The following is a 15,853-nucleotide window of genomic DNA, read 5'->3' on the forward strand; positions in this document are numbered from 1 at the left end:
GTTTTTATTATCTGTCTCGGGGGCTCTGATCAATGTCAGGAGACAATCATGACCAGTACGCCCGCCCAGCAAACCCTGCTTGAGCATTACGTCAAAAAAATCCTCGCGGCGCCGGTCTATGAACTGGCCATTCGTACTCCGCTGCAACCGGCACACGCATTGTCGGAAGCCCTGGGCAACCAGATCCTGCTCAAGCGCGAAGATTTGCAACCGACGTTTTCTTTCAAGATCCGTGGTGCCTACAACAAACTGGTGAACTTGAGCACTACGCAAAGGGCTCATGGGGTGATTACTGCTTCGGCGGGCAACCATGCTCAGGGGGTGGCACTGGCCGCGCGCGAGTTAGGCATCGATGCGACGATTGTCATGCCCGCGACCACACCGCAGTTGAAAGTGCTGGGCGTACGCAGTCGAGGCGCCGAGGCAGTGCTGCAGGGCGAGAGTTTTCCATTTGCCCTGGCCTATGCGCTGGAGTTGGCGCAGCAAACGGGCAAGACCTTTGTTTCGCCCTTTGACGATCCTGATGTGATCGCCGGGCAGGGCACCGTCGCCATGGAAATCCTGCGTCAGCAGCAAGGGGCGCTGGACGCGATCTTTGTTCCTGTGGGCGGTGGTGGATTGATCGCCGGCATTGCGGCGTACGTCAAATACCTGAAACCTGAAGTGCGCATCATCGGCGTCGAGTCTGAGCACTCGGCCTGCTTGCAAGCAGCACTACGGGCCAATGAGCGTGTGGTCCTGCCCACCGTGGGCACCTTTGCCGATGGCGTGGCGGTGGCGCAGATCGGTTCTTACGGCTTTGAAGTGTGCAGGTTTTGCGTCGATGAAGTGCTGACGGTGAGCAATGACGAACTCTGCGCTGCAATCAAGAACATCTATGACGATACGCGCTCGATCACCGAACCTTCGGGTGCCCTGGCCGTCGCCGGAATCAAGAAGTACGTGGCGCGCACCGGTATTCGGGGTCAGACCCTGGTGGCCATCGACTCCGGCGCGAACATAAATTTCGACAGTTTGCGCTATGTAGCCGAGCGCGCCGCGCTTGGCGACGCCTTGGCATGAAGGTGAGCGGCCTGTGCAAATTGCAGGGCCGCCAGCGGCCTTTCTTGCAAATTGCACGGCAGGTGTTAACGCGCAGTTACATAAATCATTGATTTACCGATGAACAGCCGGGCAAAGATCAAGGCATGTTTTATGCTGTAGCTGTTCTTAAGCTGACCGGGATTTCACATGAGCCAGCGTCGATAGTTAATTGGCAGTCTCACAAAAAGGAGAGGGTCGCCATGTTTCTTTCTGCCTTGGAACTTCGCAACATCATCGAAAGCAGTTTCCTGCCTAAACGCTGCCAATGTTCGCTCTCGCCGGACTTGAAGATGACGGTCAAGATTTACTCGGACGGTGTCACCGATACCCTCGATCTAATGAAGACCAATATCGATGCGCAGCATCTCAACAGTTGCCGGGAAATTCACGAGTTGATTGCCGGGCTGCGTACCGACCTTGCGAATCATCACACTGAAACCGAGCACCGTGAGGTAATGGGCAAGGCACTGTAGCCCACGGTTTCAAAACCTTCCGAGACGCTTCGGGCCTGGAAACATGCCAGGCCCGGCGCCAGTTCGACTTTAGTTTTGGTAACTGCAAGCGTCTGAAAGTTTTCGATAGGCAATTTCTGTGGGTTGGCCCGACTGCGTATCGATGTATTTCATCGTTGCCGTGATCACCTCGCAGTCCATGGTGGTGGGCTCGGTCAGGGCAATCACCTTGCCGACGTGCAATGGCATACCGTAGTGGTACGAAGGTGCAGGTTGAGCGGAGGCGTTGTCAGCCAGCGCAAAACCTGAAAACGAGGCACAGACAAGGGCTGAGGAAACGAGCAATACGCGCGTATTCATGGGGCAATCTCCAGTGCAGACAATAGTCAGCTCGACGTGTTGTCGAACCTGCCGCACTGGGCATCAGAGAGCTCTGAAGGCGTGCGGTCCAGTAAGTGTTGGACTGCACGATTAAGCATTGGTTAATTCACCTGAACGCCACCTGTCGCTTTGCCACTACCGTTCGGCGGACAAATGCCATCGCTCCCACCCTAAACCCTGTGGGAGCAAGCTTGCTCGCGATGAGGCCATTGAACTCAGCGAAGATCCAACTGCTGCCGATAAGGCAAATCCGGCCCGGTCTTGCTGCAAGTCAGCGCCGCCGCCTGAACCGCAAACCGCATCATCGCTTCGATCTGCTCACGGCTCAGCTCACGCAAACCTTCAACCGAATCCAGTTGCTGCTCAGTCAACCAGGCAATCAATGCCGCCTGAAAAGTATCGCCAGCCCCCACGGTATCAGCGATCTTCACCGCACTGGCCGGTACCGACCAAGAACCATGCGCCCGACTGAACACCGTCGCGCCTTCACCACCACGGGTCAGGAACACCAACTGACAACGGTGCTGCAACCAGCCGTCGATGACTCGCGCAGGATCCTGCTCGGGATACAACAGGCTCAAATCCTCATCGCTGACCTTGATCAGGTCTGCGTGCTCTACCAGCGTGGCAATCCGCGAACGCCACAGTTCGATATTCGGCTCAGGATTGAGTCGCACGTTCGGATCGAGGCTGATCAGGCGTTTGCCGCTTTCCCGGCGCACCAACGCCAGCAAGGTGTCGGCAATCGGTTGCACCACCAGCGAGAACGAACCGATGTGCAAGCCGCGCACCTCAGGCCCAAGTTCCGGTAGGTGGTGCGCTTCCAACTGCCGATCGGCACAACCTTCGCCACGGAAACTGTAGTGCGGCGAGCCATTGGCGCCGACCGCGACCATCGCCAGCGTAGTCGGCGCGGCGAAATCCAGCAGATAGTCGGTGCGCACACCTTCATCCTGCAGCACTTGCAGCAAACGCCGGCCCAGGTAGTCGGTAGACAACCCGGCAAAGAGTGCCGCGTCCACACCCAATCGGCGCAAGCCAACCGCGACGTTGAACGGAGAACCGCCGGCAATCGCCTTGAAATTCACTTTTGAAGCCAGGCCGCTGGCGTCGTTTTCACTGAAGAAATCGAACAGCGCTTCGCCACACACCAGATACATAATTGTTCGCTCTCTAAAGGGTTGCGACATGCTGTTGATAGCGTTCGTAGGCCTGCTGCGAGGCCAGTACGTTTTCTGCAATCGGCAAGGTTTCACTGGCCAGATCGAGCTTCACGCAGCGCTCGCACAAATCCGCCAGACTGTCCTCGTGCCCGTTTGCCCAGGACTTGCACCACGCCGCCTGAATCGCCGCCCCGAGGGCCGCGGCTTCGCTTTGTTCGGTGCAGATCACCGGCGTGTTCATGATGTCGGCGACGATCTGCCGCCACACCGGGCTTTTCGAGCCGCCGCCGATCAGGCAGATGCTGCGGCTTTGTAAGCCATTTTGTCGCAGCAGGTCCAGCCCGTAACGCAAACCAAACGTCGTGCCCTCGACCACCGCGCGACACAGATTGGCCTGGGTCAGGTTGGTCATGGTCAGGCCCAGCACGCTGCCGGTGGCATGGGGCAGGGCGGGGACGCGCTCACCGTTGAGAAACGGCAGCATGCACACGCCTTCGGCACCGATGGGCGCCTGGGACACGAGCGCGTTGAAGCACTCGATATCCAGGTCGAACAATTCACGGATGATCCCGCTGGCATTGGTCAGGTTCATAGTGCAAATCAGAGGCAACCAACCACCGCTGGAAGAACAGAAGGTGGCGACTGATGCATCCGGGCTGACCGTCGGTTGATCGGCATAGGCGTATACCGTGCCGGACGAGCCGAGGCTCATGGTGATCGCTCCAGGCCGGATGTTGCCGGTGCCAATGGCGCCCATCATGTTGTCGCCACCGCCGCTGGAGACCAGCGCCTTCGGGTTGATCCCTAATTGCTCGGCAATGCTCGGCAGAATCGTGCCGACTGCTGCGTGAGCATCGATCAGCTCAGGCAATGCAGCTTGCAGGCGTCCGCTCGGATCGATGTCGCGCAGCAGTTGCAAATCCCACTGGCGGGTGCGTACGTTGAAATAACCCGTCCCCGAAGCATCGCCGTATTCACTGCAACTGCGGCCGGTGAGCCAGAAGTTCAGGTAGTCGTGGGGTAGCAGGATGCGGGCGATTCGGGCAAACACTGCTGGATGCTGCTCCTTGGTCCACAGCAGTTTGGAGACGGTATAGCCCGGTGCGATGACCACGCCGAGACGCTCCAGCGAACCTTTCTCGCCACCCAGATGTTCCAGCAGGCGGTCGTTCTCTGCGGTGGTTTCGGTGTCGCACCAGAGTTTTGCCGGGCGCAGGACCTGGCCCTGATCATCGAGCAACACCAGGCCATGCTGCTGACCGGAAACGCCGATCCCGAGGATGGACTGGCCATCGACGTTGGCCGCCAGTAATGCACGGCGGGTGGCGATGGCGAAGGCTTCCAGCCACTCAGTGGTGTCCTGCTCGCGACGACCATTGGCACCGCTGATCAGCGTGTGGGCGGCGGCGCCGAGGCCCAGCACTTCACCGCTGACAGCATCGAGGATGATGGCTTTGGTGCCTTGGGTGCCGCAGTCGATACCGAGGAATAATTGTTGGTTTGCCATGGTGAATCCTTGGTGTATCAGGTCGATCAGTGTGGAACCCATCGCGGGCAAGCCCGCTCCCACAGGTTTAGCGTTGTTCACAAATCCTGTGTTCACCGCAATTCTTGTGGGAGCGGGCTTGCCCGCGATGACGGCAGCAGATTCACCGCATGGCTTACGCCAGCACCCGCTCCAATGTCAGCGTCACCCCCACATCCCGCAAACTATTGCAGCACCACTCAAACGCGGCGACAAACTCCGCCGACCGGGGAATCGCTGTACCAAAAATCTCTTCAACCTCCAGCAAGCGCTGGGTGATCAACACATCGTCGGCCACCAACGCCTGACAGAACGCCGCCCGTGGGTCCGGGATCGAATAGGTGTCGCCATTCTCGTCCACGCCCTTCAAGTACAAGGCCCATGCCGCTACCACCAACGCCGCACGCTTGGTCTCCCGACCATCGGCGATCAGGCGGTTGATCGTCGGAATGGTGAATTTCGGAAACTTCGACGAACCGTCCGAACATACACGCTCCAGTTGATCGGCGATCGCCTGATTGGAAAAACGCTCCATCAGCGTGTTCTTGTAGTCAGTCAGGTCAATGCCCGGCACCGGCGACAGTTGCGGCGTGACGTCCAGATCCATGTAGGCGCGCATGTAGCGCACGAACAGCGGGTCATTCATGGTTTCGTGAACGAAGCGATAGCCCTTCAAAAAACCCAGATACGTGAGGGCCAGATGGCTGCCGTTGAGGAGCTTGATCTTCATTTCTTCGTAAGGCGTGACGTCGTCGGTGAACTGCACGCCAACCTTTTCCCAGGCCGGGCGACCGTTGACGAACTTGTCTTCCAGCACCCATTGCACGAACGGCTCGCAGACCACCGGCCACGCGTCGTCGACGCCGTGTTTGTCCGCCAGTTGCAGGCGATGTTCGGTGCTGGTCATCGGTGTGATGCGGTCGACCATGGCATTGGGGAAACTGACGTTGGCATCGATCCAGTCGCGCAACCCGGAGTCGAGCAATGCAGCGAAGGCCAAAAGGGCTTTGCGGGTGACCGCGCCGTTGTGCGGCAGGTTATCGCAAGACATCAAGGTGAACGCGGGCGTACCGGCCGCACGGCGCTTGGCCAGTGCCGCGCAGAGAAAACCGAACACGGTTTCAGGGGCATCCGGGTTGGCCAGGTCGTGCTGGATCTGCGGCAGGTGCGCCATGAACTCGCCGTTGCTGTCGTCGATGCAGTAACCACCCTCTGTGATGGTCAGCGAGACGATGCGGATCTGCGGATCGGCGAGTTTGTCGATCAGCGCCTGGGCGCCGTCCTCGGCCAGCAGCATGTCGCGAATGGCGCCAATGCCCCGGACTTCGGTGTCGTCGGTATCACCCAATTCGAACAGCGTGAACAGGTAATCCTGTTCTTTGAGGTCATCACGGGCACGACGGTCTTCGGCGCGCAAACCGACCCCGCAAATCGCCCAATCCAGGCCTTCGCCGGTGTTCATCAGCGCGTCGGTGTAATACGCCTGATGGGCGCGGTGGAAACCGCCGACGCCGATGTGGGCGATGCCTTGACGCGTATCGCTCAGGGCGTAGGCGGGCAGGACCACCTCAGGGGCGAGGCGGTGGAGGTTCTGTTTATTCAGTTTCATCACAAGCTCTCTGGAATCAGGCGGCAACGCGCAGTGGGCGGGTCAGCGCCACGCCGTCGGCATCGAATAAATGGCAGTGTTCGGCGTCGAGGTGCAGGCTCAGGGTTTCGCCGTAACGGCTCGCCAGGTCACCACGCACGCGCATGGTCAGCGCTTCACCGGAAGCGGTTCGAACGTGGCAGAAAGTGTCGCTGCCCAGGCGTTCGCTGACATCGGCGGTGACCTGCAAGGTGCAGTCGCCGGGTTTGGCCAGTTCCAGATGTTCCGGACGAATGCCCAGCGTCACCGCGCCACCGACGCTCAGGTTGGCACCGCTCAGCGGCAGGCTGATGCGGGTGCCGGCGTCCAGTTGCACTTCGCAACCCTGGCCATCGACACGGGTGACGTTGCCTTTGAGGAAGCCCATTTTCGGCGTGCCAAGGAACCCGGCGACGAACAGGTTGGCCGGCTGGTGATAGAGGTCCAGCGGCGAGCCGACTTGCTCGATCTTGCCGCCATTGAGCACGACGACTTTGTCGGCCATGGTCATGGCTTCGACCTGATCGTGCGTCACGTAGATCATCGTGGCTTGCAGGTCTTTGTGCAGGCGCAGCAGTTCCAGGCGCATTTGCACCCGCAGGGCCGCGTCGAGGTTCGACAACGGTTCGTCGAACAGGAAGATTTTCGGGTTGCGCACGATGGCCCGGCCAATCGCCACGCGTTGGCGTTGGCCACCGGAAAGTTGCTTGGGTTTACGTTCAAGCATTGGCCCCAGTTCAAGGATGCGCGCCGCTTCGCCGACTTTCTTTTCCACTTCGGCCTTGGGCACGCCGGCCAGATCAAGGGCAAACGACATGTTCTTGCGCACGCTCATGTGCGGGTACAGGGCGTAGGTCTGGAACACCATCGCCAAGTCGCGCTTGGCCGGGCTGACTTCGGTGATGTCGCGGCCATCGAGTTCGATGGTGCCGCCGCTGACTTCCTCCAGCCCGGCAATCAAGCGCAGCAGGGTGGATTTACCGCAGCCCGACGGGCCGACAAAGACCACGAACTCCTTGTCGTTCACTTCCAGGTCGATGCCCTTGATGATGGAAAAGCCTTCGAAGCCTTTTTGCAGATTCTTGATTTTCAGGTTGGCCATGATCATGGGCCTCCACTTGTTGTTTTTTAAGATCAAAAGATCGCAGCCTTCGGCAGCTCCTACCTTGGTCGGCCGGCAGTTCCCCTGTAGGAGCTGCCGCAGGCTGCGATCTTTTGCTTTGGATTCATTTCACGGCGCCGAACGACAGGCCGCGCACCAGTTGTTTCTGGCTGATCCAGCCGAAGATCAGGATCGGCGCACAGGCCAGGGTCGAGACCGCCGACAACTTGGCCCAGAACAGTCCTTCGGGGCTTGAGTACGATGCGATCAACGCAGTCAGCGGCGCGGCTTTCGACGAAGTCAGGTTCAGCGACCAGAACGCCTCGTTCCAGCACAGGATCAGCGACAGCAAGACTGTCGATGCAAGGCCGCCCTTGGCGATCGGCAGCAGCACCCGGACCATTTCCTGCCACAGCGTTGCGCCATCGAGGCGGGCAGCTTCGAGGATGTCTTTGGGGATGTCCTTGAAGTAGGTGTAAATCATCCACACCACGATCGGCAGGTTGATCAGCGTGTAGATGATGATCAGCGCGATGCGCGTGTCCAGCAGGCCGAAACTCTTGGCCAGCAGGTAGATCGGCATCAGCACGCCCACCGGCGGCAGCATCTTGGTCGAGAGCATCCACAGCAGCGTGCCCTTGGTGCGCTGGGTTTCGTAGAACGCCATGGAGTAGGCCGCTGGCACCGCGATCAGCAGGCACAGCGCCGTCGCGCTGAAGGAAATCACCACCGAGTTCCAGGCGAAACTGAAGTAATCGCTGCGCTCGTTGATGTGCAGGTAGTTCTCCAGCGTCGGCGTGAAAACGAACTGCGGCGGCGTGGCGAATGCATCGATTTCGGTTTTGAAACTGGTCAGCACCATCCAGAAAATCGGGAAGAAAATCAGGATCGCGATGGCCCAGGCCAGGGTGCCGAGCAGCAGGCTTTGCAGACGGCGGGATTGTTGAAGAGTCATGGCGGGCCTCAGGCTTTGTCTGTCAGGTTTTTGCCGATCATCCGCACCAGCACGATGGCCGCGACGTTGGCGATCACCACCGCAATCAAACCGCCGGCGGACGCCATGCCAACGTCGAACTGCACCAGCGCCTGGTTGTAGATCAGGTAGGCAAGGTTGGTCGAGGCGTAGCCGGGGCCGCCGTTGGTGGTGGTGAAGATTTCGGCGAACACCGAGAGCAGGAAGATGGTTTCAATCATCACCACCACCGCAATCGGCCGCGCCAGGTGCGGCAAGGTCAGGTGCCAGAAAATCGCGATCGGCCCGGCACCGTCGAGGCGCGCGGCCTCTTTCTGTTCCTGGTCGAGGGACTGCATGGCAGTCATCAGGATCAGGATCGCGAAGGGCAGCCATTGCCACGAAACAATGATGATGATCGACAGCAGCGGGTAATGCGCGAGCCAGTCCACCGGTTGCGCGCCGAACAGTTTCCAGACGTAGGCGAGAATCCCCGACACCGGATGGAAAATCAGGTTCTTCCAGATCAACGCGCCGACCGTGGGCATGATGAAGAATGGCGAGATCAGCATGACCCGCACGATGCCGCGACCGAGAAACTCACTGGCCTCCAGCAAGGCACTGATCAGCACACCGAACACCACGCTGATCAACAGCACGCTGCCCACCAGCAACAGGGTGTTGGAGGCACCGGGCAGGAAGCCGGAATCGGTCAGGAAGTAGGTGAAGTTCTCCAGACCGACGAACTCGTTCTCGCCGGGATTGAGCAGGTTGTAGCGAATGGTGGAGAAGTAGACGGTCATCCCCAGCGGCACAATCATCCACAACAGCAGCAGTGCCACCGAAGGGCTGACCAGAAACCAGCCGGGATTGGTCAACCGGCTTTTACGCAGCGGTTGAGGGATTTCCATGTGAGCTTTGGCAGTTGAAGTATTCATGGCAGTAACCGATTAGGAACAGACAACGCGGAACCTGTGGGAGCGAGCTTGCTCGCGATGGCGGCCTGTCAGCTGATATCAATGTTGGATTTAGCGGCCTCATCGCGAGCAAGCTCGCTCCCACAGGGGGACGGGGTTATTTGGGATAACCGGCGCGCTTCATCTCTCGCTCAGTGGTTTGCTGCGCCGCAGCCAGCGCCTGGTCAACCGTGGTCTGGCCGATCAGCGCGGCGGAGAAGGATTTGCCGACCTGGGTACCAATGCCCTGGAACTCAGGAATGGTCACCAACTGAATGCCGATGTACGGCACTGGTTTGGCGCTCGGCTTGCTCGGGTCGGCAGCCTTGAGCGATTCCAGCGTGACCTTGGCAAACGGCGCGGCGCTCATGTACGCCTCGCTATAGGTCGAGGCCCGGGTGCCTGGCGGCACGTTGGCGATGCCGTCGGTTTTGGCGACCAATTCGCCGTATTCCCTGGACGTGGCCCAGGCGCTAAAGGTTTTCGCCGCGTCCTTGGCCTTGGAACTGGTCGGGATCGCCAGTGCCCAGGAATACAACCAGGCCGAACCTTTGTCGGTGACTTCATGGGGCGCGTAGGTGAAGCCGACGTGATCGCTGACCTTGCTTTGGGTCTTGTCGGTGACGAACGAACCGGCGACGCTGGCATCGACCCAGATCGCGCATTTGCCGCTGTTGAACAGCGCCAGGTTTTCGTTGAAACCGTTGCTCGACGCGCCCGGCGGGCCCGATTTCTTCATGGTGTCGACGTAGAAGTTCAGCGCGTTTTTCCACTCGGGACCATTGAATTCAGGCTGCCACTTTTCATCGAACCAGCGCGCGCCGTAAGCGTTGGCAACAGTGGTAATCAGGGCCATGTTCTCGCCCCAACCGGCCTTGCCGCGCAGGCAGATGCCGTACTGTTCCTTGTCTTTGTTGGTGAGTTTGCTGGCGAATTCGCTGATCTGGGTCCAGGTCGGACGCTCGGGCATGGTCAGGCCGGCGTCCTTGAACAGGTCGGTGCGGTAATAGGTGATGGAGCTTTCGGCATAGAACGGCAGGGCATACAGCGTGCCTTTCACCGAAAGGCCTTCGCGAACCGACGGGAACACGTCGTCGAGGGCATAACTGGCCGGCAAGTCCTTCATGGGCTCCAGCCAACCCTTCGCGCCCCACAGTGCTGCTTCGTACATGCCGATGGTCAGCACGTCGAACTGCCCGCCCTGGGTGGCGATGTCGGTGGTCAGACGCTGACGCAGGACGTTTTCTTCGAGCACCACCCAATTGAGCTTGATCTCCGGATGCTCGGCCTCGAAGGTTTTCGAGAGCTTTTGCATGCGGATCATGTCGCTGTTGTTGACGGTGGCAATGGTCAGGGTCTGGGCGCCGAGGCTGACGCTGCTGAGGGACATGCAGGTGAGGGCAAGCAGAGCTTTTACTGAAGGTTGCATCGTGCACTCCTTTTCTGCACCCGGCGGGTTACAGAAGGACAGTTATTGTTTTTGTGTCTTCCGAAGGCAGGAAGAATCTGTGCTGATTACAGCCTTCAATCGAGCACGAGACAAATCATCCATCGCACTTTGATCGATACTTTTTTGCACTGGGGTTTAGAGGTGTAGACGCAGAGAAGGGGTTTTCAGCGAGGGGGTGAGATCGAATCCGTACAGGTTTTATAGCTTTGATCAGCAAAAGATCGCAGCCTTCGGCAGCTCCTACAGTCGGAATGCACCTCCCCTGTAGGAGCTGCCGAAGGCTGCGATCTTTTGATTTTTAACCCAAATTCTGCTCGGTCAACCGCTGCACCACCAGCCGCCGATAATGCGAAGGCGTCATACCCTTGAGTTGCTGAAAGCGCCGATTGAAGTTGGAAATATTGTTGAACCCGGACTCGAAACACACGTCGGTCACCGGCTTATCGCCATCGGCCAGCAACTCACAGGATTTGCTGATGCGCAGGCGATTGACGAACTCGATGAAGTTACGCCCGGTGGCCTGCTTGAACACACGGCTGAAGTACGTCGGCTTCATGCCCAGGTGCTCGGCGACTTCTTCCAACGTCAGGTCACGGGCGTAGTGGGTGAAGATGTAATCCACCGCGCGGTTGGTACGGTCGATGTTGTGTTCGTCCGCCAACTGCGGCGTCGTTGCGCCGGACAGCAACTGGTAATCGTCAGATGCAGCGAGCAATTCCAGCAGGATGAAAAAGTGCCCGAGCCGGGTTACGCCGGTGGTATCGGCGATGCGTTGCATCAGGTCCATCGCCCTGCGGATGGTGTGCTTGCAACGGAACTCAATGCCGTACTGCGCCCGCTCCAGCAACGGCGCCAGGGTCTTGAGTTCGGCGAACACCTGATAGCCGCTGTCGAACAACTCGTCGGTGAAGTTGACCAGCATGTCGCGCTTGGGCACCACTTCATCCTCGGCCACCTGGCTGATCCAGTTATGGGGCAGGTTGGGACCCGTGAGGAAAAGGGTTTCAGGGTAGAAGTTACCGATGTAGTCGCCGATGAACACTTTGCCGGAACTGGCGACGATCAGGTGCAGTTCGTATTCCTTGTGGAAATGCCAGCGCACCAAAGGGCAGGGGAAACCGTGCTGGCGATAGATGATGGACAACCCGTTATGGTCGTCCATCAGTTCGTAGGAAGGGTCGGTGACTCTCGCGCTTCGGGTCATGTCGGTACACTTTTTTGTTATCGCGCTTCGATCATGCCCCCAGTGGGGTGGGTAATGCCAGTTTCAGCGTTGCGAAACAGGGCGCTCGTACAACGCGTAGCCGTAAACCGCCTTCATGCTGGTTGCGCTCCAGCAGTAACGGACAATGTCGGACTCATCGAAAAAGTCGGTGCTGATGATGCTGCACCGCGTGACCCAGTCTCGCGTGGTACTGAACCAGTCGTTGATCTGAAGCTTTATCTTTCCGGGGCCGCCCAGCAACGAATAGGTTGTGGCTGACAGTGACCAGAGGAACGTTTCGTACGGCACATCCTTCAACGTCGCTGCGATGTGGCGCCGCAGTTCTGCCGGATCGGTGAATGGCTTGTCGTGCCATTTGTGCGGGATGCCCGGCCAGAAGTACGCGCTATCCAAACCCGAGAGGGCAGATGCCGCCATGATCACCCGGCGTTGGGCACTGGACCTTTTCAGTTGGCCAATGGTTCTAAATCCGTCGCCAGGGACGACCACTCGCGTTCCCAGTCGCCGCACCAACCAGTCATTGAGCATTTTATGGTCGAAGGATTTATCGCCATCGCCCAGTTGATGAAAGTCCAGCACGATGAACTCGTCCGGGTTTCGATCCAGAAACAACAGCACCGCGTCGATCAGTTCGTCCAGCACCCGATGCGAGCGAAAGCCATTGTGGTGAAAGTAAAACCCCGATCCATTGGCCGTGGCGCTGTAGCCCAATCGGATATCGAAGGCTCGTGCGCCATTGGCCAGTTGCCAGGAAAACGTATCGCTCTGACAAATCGTCCAATGACCGAGCACAGCGTCATAGTTGGGCGCTTTTTTGTCCATGCCGGCGTTATGCGCGCCGGGCCAGACAACGTCGGTCAGTTTTAATTTGTCGATGTCCAGGGTGTTGCTCATCCACTTACTTTTGTTGAGCACTCCTGTTGAATTATCCGTCATGCCTGTTCCTTTTTTAAATAAGTCTGCTCCATGGATTAAAGTTAGCCAGGATTGAAAGGAGGATTATCTAGGTCGTCGTTTGGCTTTTATTAAGTTGGCGGTCCGACAGTTTCCAACGAGGCGGCTATCCTCGAAAAAATCTGCATTGATTACGCTACAGTTTAGAGCCCAATGCCCCGTGTCTGGATCGAACCATTGATTGAGTTGCTCTTTGATGTTCACAGGGCCTAGGGCAATGGTGTAACTCGTCGCGGAGAGCGACCACGGGTTAGAGCCGGAAGGCGGCCGCTGCATGACTCTATCAATGTGGGCCTCAAGTTCTTTGATACTGGTATCGCCTATCCCGCTCCAGAGATGGGCGATTTTCGGTTGGAACCAGGCATGGTACAGATCTGGATGTTGCTGTGCGGCCAGCCATACACGCTGAACGCCGCTGACTTCTTTCAACTGTCCCAGGCTTAGGTATCTATTGCTGTAAGGGATGATTCTCGGACCAAGATGGGTCAGCAAAAAACGGTTGAATTCCTGATAGTCGAATGCCGTATTGCCACTGTTCAGTTCATGGAAGTCCACGAGTACAAATTCATCGGGGTTTTCCTCCAGAAAACGAATCAGATGCATGACCAGGTTTTCAAGCGAGCGTGAAGATTTCATGCCGTTATGCTGGAACCAGAACGTGCCCACTCCTCTGGGGTCTACGTCGTATTCGATTCGTGCATCGAGTGCACGGGCCCCATTGCGCAATTGATCGTAAAAGGAGTTGTTCTGACACGCTGCCCAGTGGGCAACGCCAGGGGCTGCGTAAGTTGCCTTTTTGTCGACGCCACTATTATGGGCGCCCGGCAGAATCAATTCGCCAAGCGTCAAGACATCCATACTTGAGGTCGAAGCCATCCAGCGACTATGTATGAGGTTTTGCAATGCGATATCGGTCATGAATGCATCCTTGCATTTGTAATGGCCTCCATCTTTGATGGAGACCGTTTTTTTTGGTTTGAAGTGCCTGGTATTTATAGTTTTATATAAGCGGCACGCCAAGTTGGAAGATGATGCAAGAGATGTTTTCGCGGGCGAAGTTAGTTGCTTTGCGCTTTCTCGAATTAAGGCGTGGTTGATTCGATAACTCACGGTTGTAGGCGGTTTTTTGCCTCAATCCATTGCGCCATGTACTGGGTACTTTTGTGTTGATGGTGGCGCAGCATGCTGCCGGTGAAGTTATCTCGCCGGATATTGGCCAGATTCCGCTGGCAATCTACCAGTCGCTCGATCAGCGCCGGGCCATGGATGGACTGCTGGTAACGGCTGGCCAACAAGGCTTGAGCTTGAGCCTGGGCGTTCAGCCACTGGGTCTTGTCCTTGTATAGCTGTACGGCGTCATTGGCGAACTCACGCGCCGAACGCGTAACGGCACCGGGCCATGGCTCATCACCGTGCATCGCTTCCGCACCCACAGGGGTCGTGACATTGGGCGTGCCACAGAGCATTGCATCAACGATTTTGCCCTTGATACCCGCACCAAACCGCAATGGCGCCAGACACACTCGCGCCGCCGACATCACTTGCAAAGCATCTTCCGCCCAGTTCAGCACATGAAAGCCCTGCGCCGCGTTGTGCAATGCGGTGGCCTTGGGCGGCGTGTAGGCGCCGTAGATATGCAGCTGCGCGGCCGGCAACTGTGCACGGATCAACGGCCAGATCGTGGTTTTCAGCCAGAGCACCGCGTCCCAGTTCGGCGCGTGCCGGAAGTTGCCGATGTGCAGGAAGTGCGCCCGATCCTCAAACGGTACGGGCGTATCGGTCGGCAGGTCGACCATCAACGGGCACCAGTGCAACAGGTTGCGCGGTACCTTGAATTGTTCAACCAGCAATTCGATTTCCACTTCGGAAATCATCAGGTTCAGGTCGCAACGATAGATCGCCGCGATCTCCCGTTTGGCCAGGTCGGTGTCAGCCATGAACTGAAACTCTTCGCGTAAGGCCGGTGCGAACAATTCGCTGAAGTCGTCAACATCATCGCTGGCCTTCAGGCGCTCCTTGAGTCGCTGATGCCGGGCGTCGCGCAGGCTCTGAAGGTCCGAAGTTTCCAGCACCCGCACGGCATCAGGGCAGTGTTTTTCCACGCGCCAGCCGAATTGCTCTTCCATCATGAAGCGATCGAACAGCACCACATCGGGGGCCAGTTCACTGATGAACGTGTCGAAACTGCTGTTGTTGAGCTCGATAGGCACTTCGCGAATGCCCAGCGTGGTCAGGTCGGCGCGGTGTTCACCGGTGCCGGCCGGGCTGCTGAACGTGATGTCCCAGCCTTGTTGAAGGAACGTTTCAAGGATTTGCATCATATGGCCACCGGCCGCGGAGGAGCGGGGCTCGGGCCAGACGTAACCAATGACCAGGACTTTGGTTGCGTGGGGTTGAATCATGTACGGGGCTTCCTTGACGCGGGCAAAGGACGGGGGAGAAAAAGAGGGTGATTAAACCACAGCGGGTTTCAAGGTCTTTCGAGGATGGCTTTGACCTTATCCCGCAACTGATCAATCGAGAACGGCTTGCCAATCAGATGCATGCCTTCGGGCACGTCAATGTTTTCGGCGTAACCACTGGCAAACAGGATGGGCAACTCAATGCGCAGCATCCGAGCCTGGAGCGCCAGCTCCCTACCGTCCATGCCCGGCAAACCGACATCGGTCATCATCAGGTCAATCTGCTGGTCAACGTCTTTGAGAGTTTCCAGCGCCTGCTCGCTGCCATCAGCCTCCAGCACCTTGAACTCCAGTTCCTCCAGCACATCGACAATCAGCATGCGCACAATGGAGTCATCTTCGACGACCAGGATGGTGGAGGCGTTGGTGGACATAGTGGGGGTCTCAATATGGATGGGCGGTTGCCGGTCGATCGAAATCGCCGGCCCTCTTGCATGAGTAAGTGGCGGATCCCGACAAGTTCCCAACGCGCTATAAAAAGAATAGGGAGAAGGATAACTGCTCCTTCGACACGGGAGCAG

15 protein-coding genes are annotated in these 15,853 nt (G+C 58.0%); 2 read left to right on the forward strand and 13 right to left on the reverse strand.

Annotated features, from left to right (window positions below; all coding sequences use genetic code 11):
• The first annotated feature begins 48 nt into the window (after nt 1-48).
• Nucleotides 49-1,062: a threonine ammonia-lyase, biosynthetic gene (gene ilvA / locus ACM110_RS05275; protein ID WP_416126897.1), complete on the forward strand. Its 1,014-nt coding sequence runs from the start codon at nt 49-51 to the stop codon at nt 1,060-1,062.
• Nucleotides 1,063-1,283: 221 nt separating this feature from the next.
• A complete protein-coding gene (locus ACM110_RS05280; RefSeq protein WP_416126898.1) occupies nt 1,284-1,556 on the forward strand; it encodes a DUF1652 domain-containing protein in 273 nt (90 codons plus the stop codon).
• Between the two features lie 69 nt (nt 1,557-1,625).
• Here the strand turns inward: ACM110_RS05280 and ACM110_RS05285 are convergent, their stop codons facing one another.
• The 13 genes from ACM110_RS05285 to ACM110_RS05345 form a co-directional block, all read right to left on the reverse strand.
• The gene (locus ACM110_RS05285) at nt 1,626-1,895 is read right to left on the reverse strand and encodes a DUF2790 domain-containing protein (RefSeq protein WP_416126899.1); all 270 of its coding nucleotides are present in this window, start codon (nt 1,893-1,895) and stop codon (nt 1,626-1,628) included.
• 236 nt (nt 1,896-2,131) lie between these two features.
• The gene (locus tag ACM110_RS05290; protein WP_416126900.1) at nt 2,132-3,076 is read right to left on the reverse strand and encodes a carbohydrate kinase family protein; all 945 of its coding nucleotides are present in this window, start codon (nt 3,074-3,076) and stop codon (nt 2,132-2,134) included.
• Between the two features lie 13 nt (nt 3,077-3,089).
• Nucleotides 3,090-4,586: a xylulokinase gene (xylB, locus tag ACM110_RS05295; RefSeq protein ID WP_416126901.1), complete on the reverse strand. Its 1,497-nt coding sequence runs from the start codon at nt 4,584-4,586 to the stop codon at nt 3,090-3,092.
• Between the two features lie 154 nt (nt 4,587-4,740).
• Entirely contained in the window at nt 4,741-6,213 is a 1,473-nt protein-coding gene (locus tag ACM110_RS05300; RefSeq protein WP_416126902.1) for a mannitol dehydrogenase family protein, read from the reverse strand.
• A 16-nt stretch (nt 6,214-6,229) separates the two neighbouring features.
• Nucleotides 6,230-7,333 (reverse strand): ABC transporter ATP-binding protein, encoded by a 1,104-nt coding sequence (locus ACM110_RS05305; protein WP_416126903.1) that lies wholly within the window; start codon nt 7,331-7,333, stop codon nt 6,230-6,232.
• Nucleotides 7,334-7,457: 124 nt separating this feature from the next.
• Nucleotides 7,458-8,288 (reverse strand): carbohydrate ABC transporter permease, encoded by an 831-nt coding sequence (locus tag ACM110_RS05310; protein WP_416126904.1) that lies wholly within the window; start codon nt 8,286-8,288, stop codon nt 7,458-7,460.
• 8 nt (nt 8,289-8,296) lie between these two features.
• On the reverse strand, nt 8,297-9,196 hold the full coding sequence (locus ACM110_RS05315; RefSeq protein WP_416127034.1) for a carbohydrate ABC transporter permease: 900 nt from the start codon (nt 9,194-9,196) through the stop codon (nt 8,297-8,299).
• Between the two features lie 163 nt (nt 9,197-9,359).
• Nucleotides 9,360-10,670, reverse strand: coding sequence for an ABC transporter substrate-binding protein (locus tag ACM110_RS05320; RefSeq protein WP_416126905.1), 1,311 nt, complete (start codon nt 10,668-10,670; stop codon nt 9,360-9,362).
• 319 nt (nt 10,671-10,989) lie between these two features.
• Entirely contained in the window at nt 10,990-11,895 is a 906-nt protein-coding gene (locus ACM110_RS05325; RefSeq protein ID WP_416126906.1) for an AraC family transcriptional regulator, read from the reverse strand.
• A 63-nt stretch (nt 11,896-11,958) separates the two neighbouring features.
• Complete coding sequence (locus tag ACM110_RS05330; protein ID WP_416126907.1) at nt 11,959-12,852, reverse strand: phospholipase; 894 nt, start codon at nt 12,850-12,852, stop codon at nt 11,959-11,961.
• A 63-nt stretch (nt 12,853-12,915) separates the two neighbouring features.
• Nucleotides 12,916-13,788: a phospholipase gene (locus tag ACM110_RS05335; RefSeq protein ID WP_416126908.1), complete on the reverse strand. Its 873-nt coding sequence runs from the start codon at nt 13,786-13,788 to the stop codon at nt 12,916-12,918.
• 188 nt (nt 13,789-13,976) lie between these two features.
• On the reverse strand, nt 13,977-15,272 hold the full coding sequence (locus ACM110_RS05340) for a glycosyltransferase (RefSeq protein ID WP_416126909.1): 1,296 nt from the start codon (nt 15,270-15,272) through the stop codon (nt 13,977-13,979).
• Between the two features lie 68 nt (nt 15,273-15,340).
• On the reverse strand, nt 15,341-15,706 hold the full coding sequence (locus ACM110_RS05345) for a response regulator (RefSeq protein WP_416126910.1): 366 nt from the start codon (nt 15,704-15,706) through the stop codon (nt 15,341-15,343).
• Nucleotides 15,707-15,853 lie beyond the last annotated feature (147 nt).

Source organism: Pseudomonas sp. NFX98 (assembly GCF_047784845.1).
Taxonomy (GTDB): domain Bacteria; phylum Pseudomonadota; class Gammaproteobacteria; order Pseudomonadales; family Pseudomonadaceae; genus Aquipseudomonas.

Coding starts and splice junctions, on each gene's coding strand:
- ACM110_RS05300 (WP_416126902.1), bottom strand. CDS start 6,213: ATGAAACTGAATAAACAGAACCTCCACCGCCTCGCCCCTGAGGTGGTC.
- ACM110_RS05330 (WP_416126907.1), bottom strand. CDS start 12,852: ATGACGGATAATTCAACAGGAGTGCTCAACAAAAGTAAGTGGATGAGC.
- ACM110_RS05310 (WP_416126904.1), bottom strand. CDS start 8,288: ATGACTCTTCAACAATCCCGCCGTCTGCAAAGCCTGCTGCTCGGCACC.
- ilvA (WP_416126897.1), top strand. CDS start 49: ATGACCAGTACGCCCGCCCAGCAAACCCTGCTTGAGCATTACGTCAAA.
- ACM110_RS05305 (WP_416126903.1), bottom strand. CDS start 7,333: ATGGCCAACCTGAAAATCAAGAATCTGCAAAAAGGCTTCGAAGGCTTT.
- ACM110_RS05280 (WP_416126898.1), top strand. CDS start 1,284: ATGTTTCTTTCTGCCTTGGAACTTCGCAACATCATCGAAAGCAGTTTC.
- ACM110_RS05285 (WP_416126899.1), bottom strand. CDS start 1,895: ATGAATACGCGCGTATTGCTCGTTTCCTCAGCCCTTGTCTGTGCCTCG.
- xylB (WP_416126901.1), bottom strand. CDS start 4,586: ATGGCAAACCAACAATTATTCCTCGGTATCGACTGCGGCACCCAAGGC.
- ACM110_RS05315 (WP_416127034.1), bottom strand. CDS start 9,196: ATGGAAATCCCTCAACCGCTGCGTAAAAGCCGGTTGACCAATCCCGGC.
- ACM110_RS05340 (WP_416126909.1), bottom strand. CDS start 15,272: ATGATTCAACCCCACGCAACCAAAGTCCTGGTCATTGGTTACGTCTGG.
- ACM110_RS05320 (WP_416126905.1), bottom strand. CDS start 10,670: ATGCAACCTTCAGTAAAAGCTCTGCTTGCCCTCACCTGCATGTCCCTC.
- ACM110_RS05325 (WP_416126906.1), bottom strand. CDS start 11,895: ATGACCCGAAGCGCGAGAGTCACCGACCCTTCCTACGAACTGATGGAC.
- ACM110_RS05335 (WP_416126908.1), bottom strand. CDS start 13,788: ATGACCGATATCGCATTGCAAAACCTCATACATAGTCGCTGGATGGCT.
- ACM110_RS05290 (WP_416126900.1), bottom strand. CDS start 3,076: ATGTATCTGGTGTGTGGCGAAGCGCTGTTCGATTTCTTCAGTGAAAAC.
- ACM110_RS05345 (WP_416126910.1), bottom strand. CDS start 15,706: ATGTCCACCAACGCCTCCACCATCCTGGTCGTCGAAGATGACTCCATT.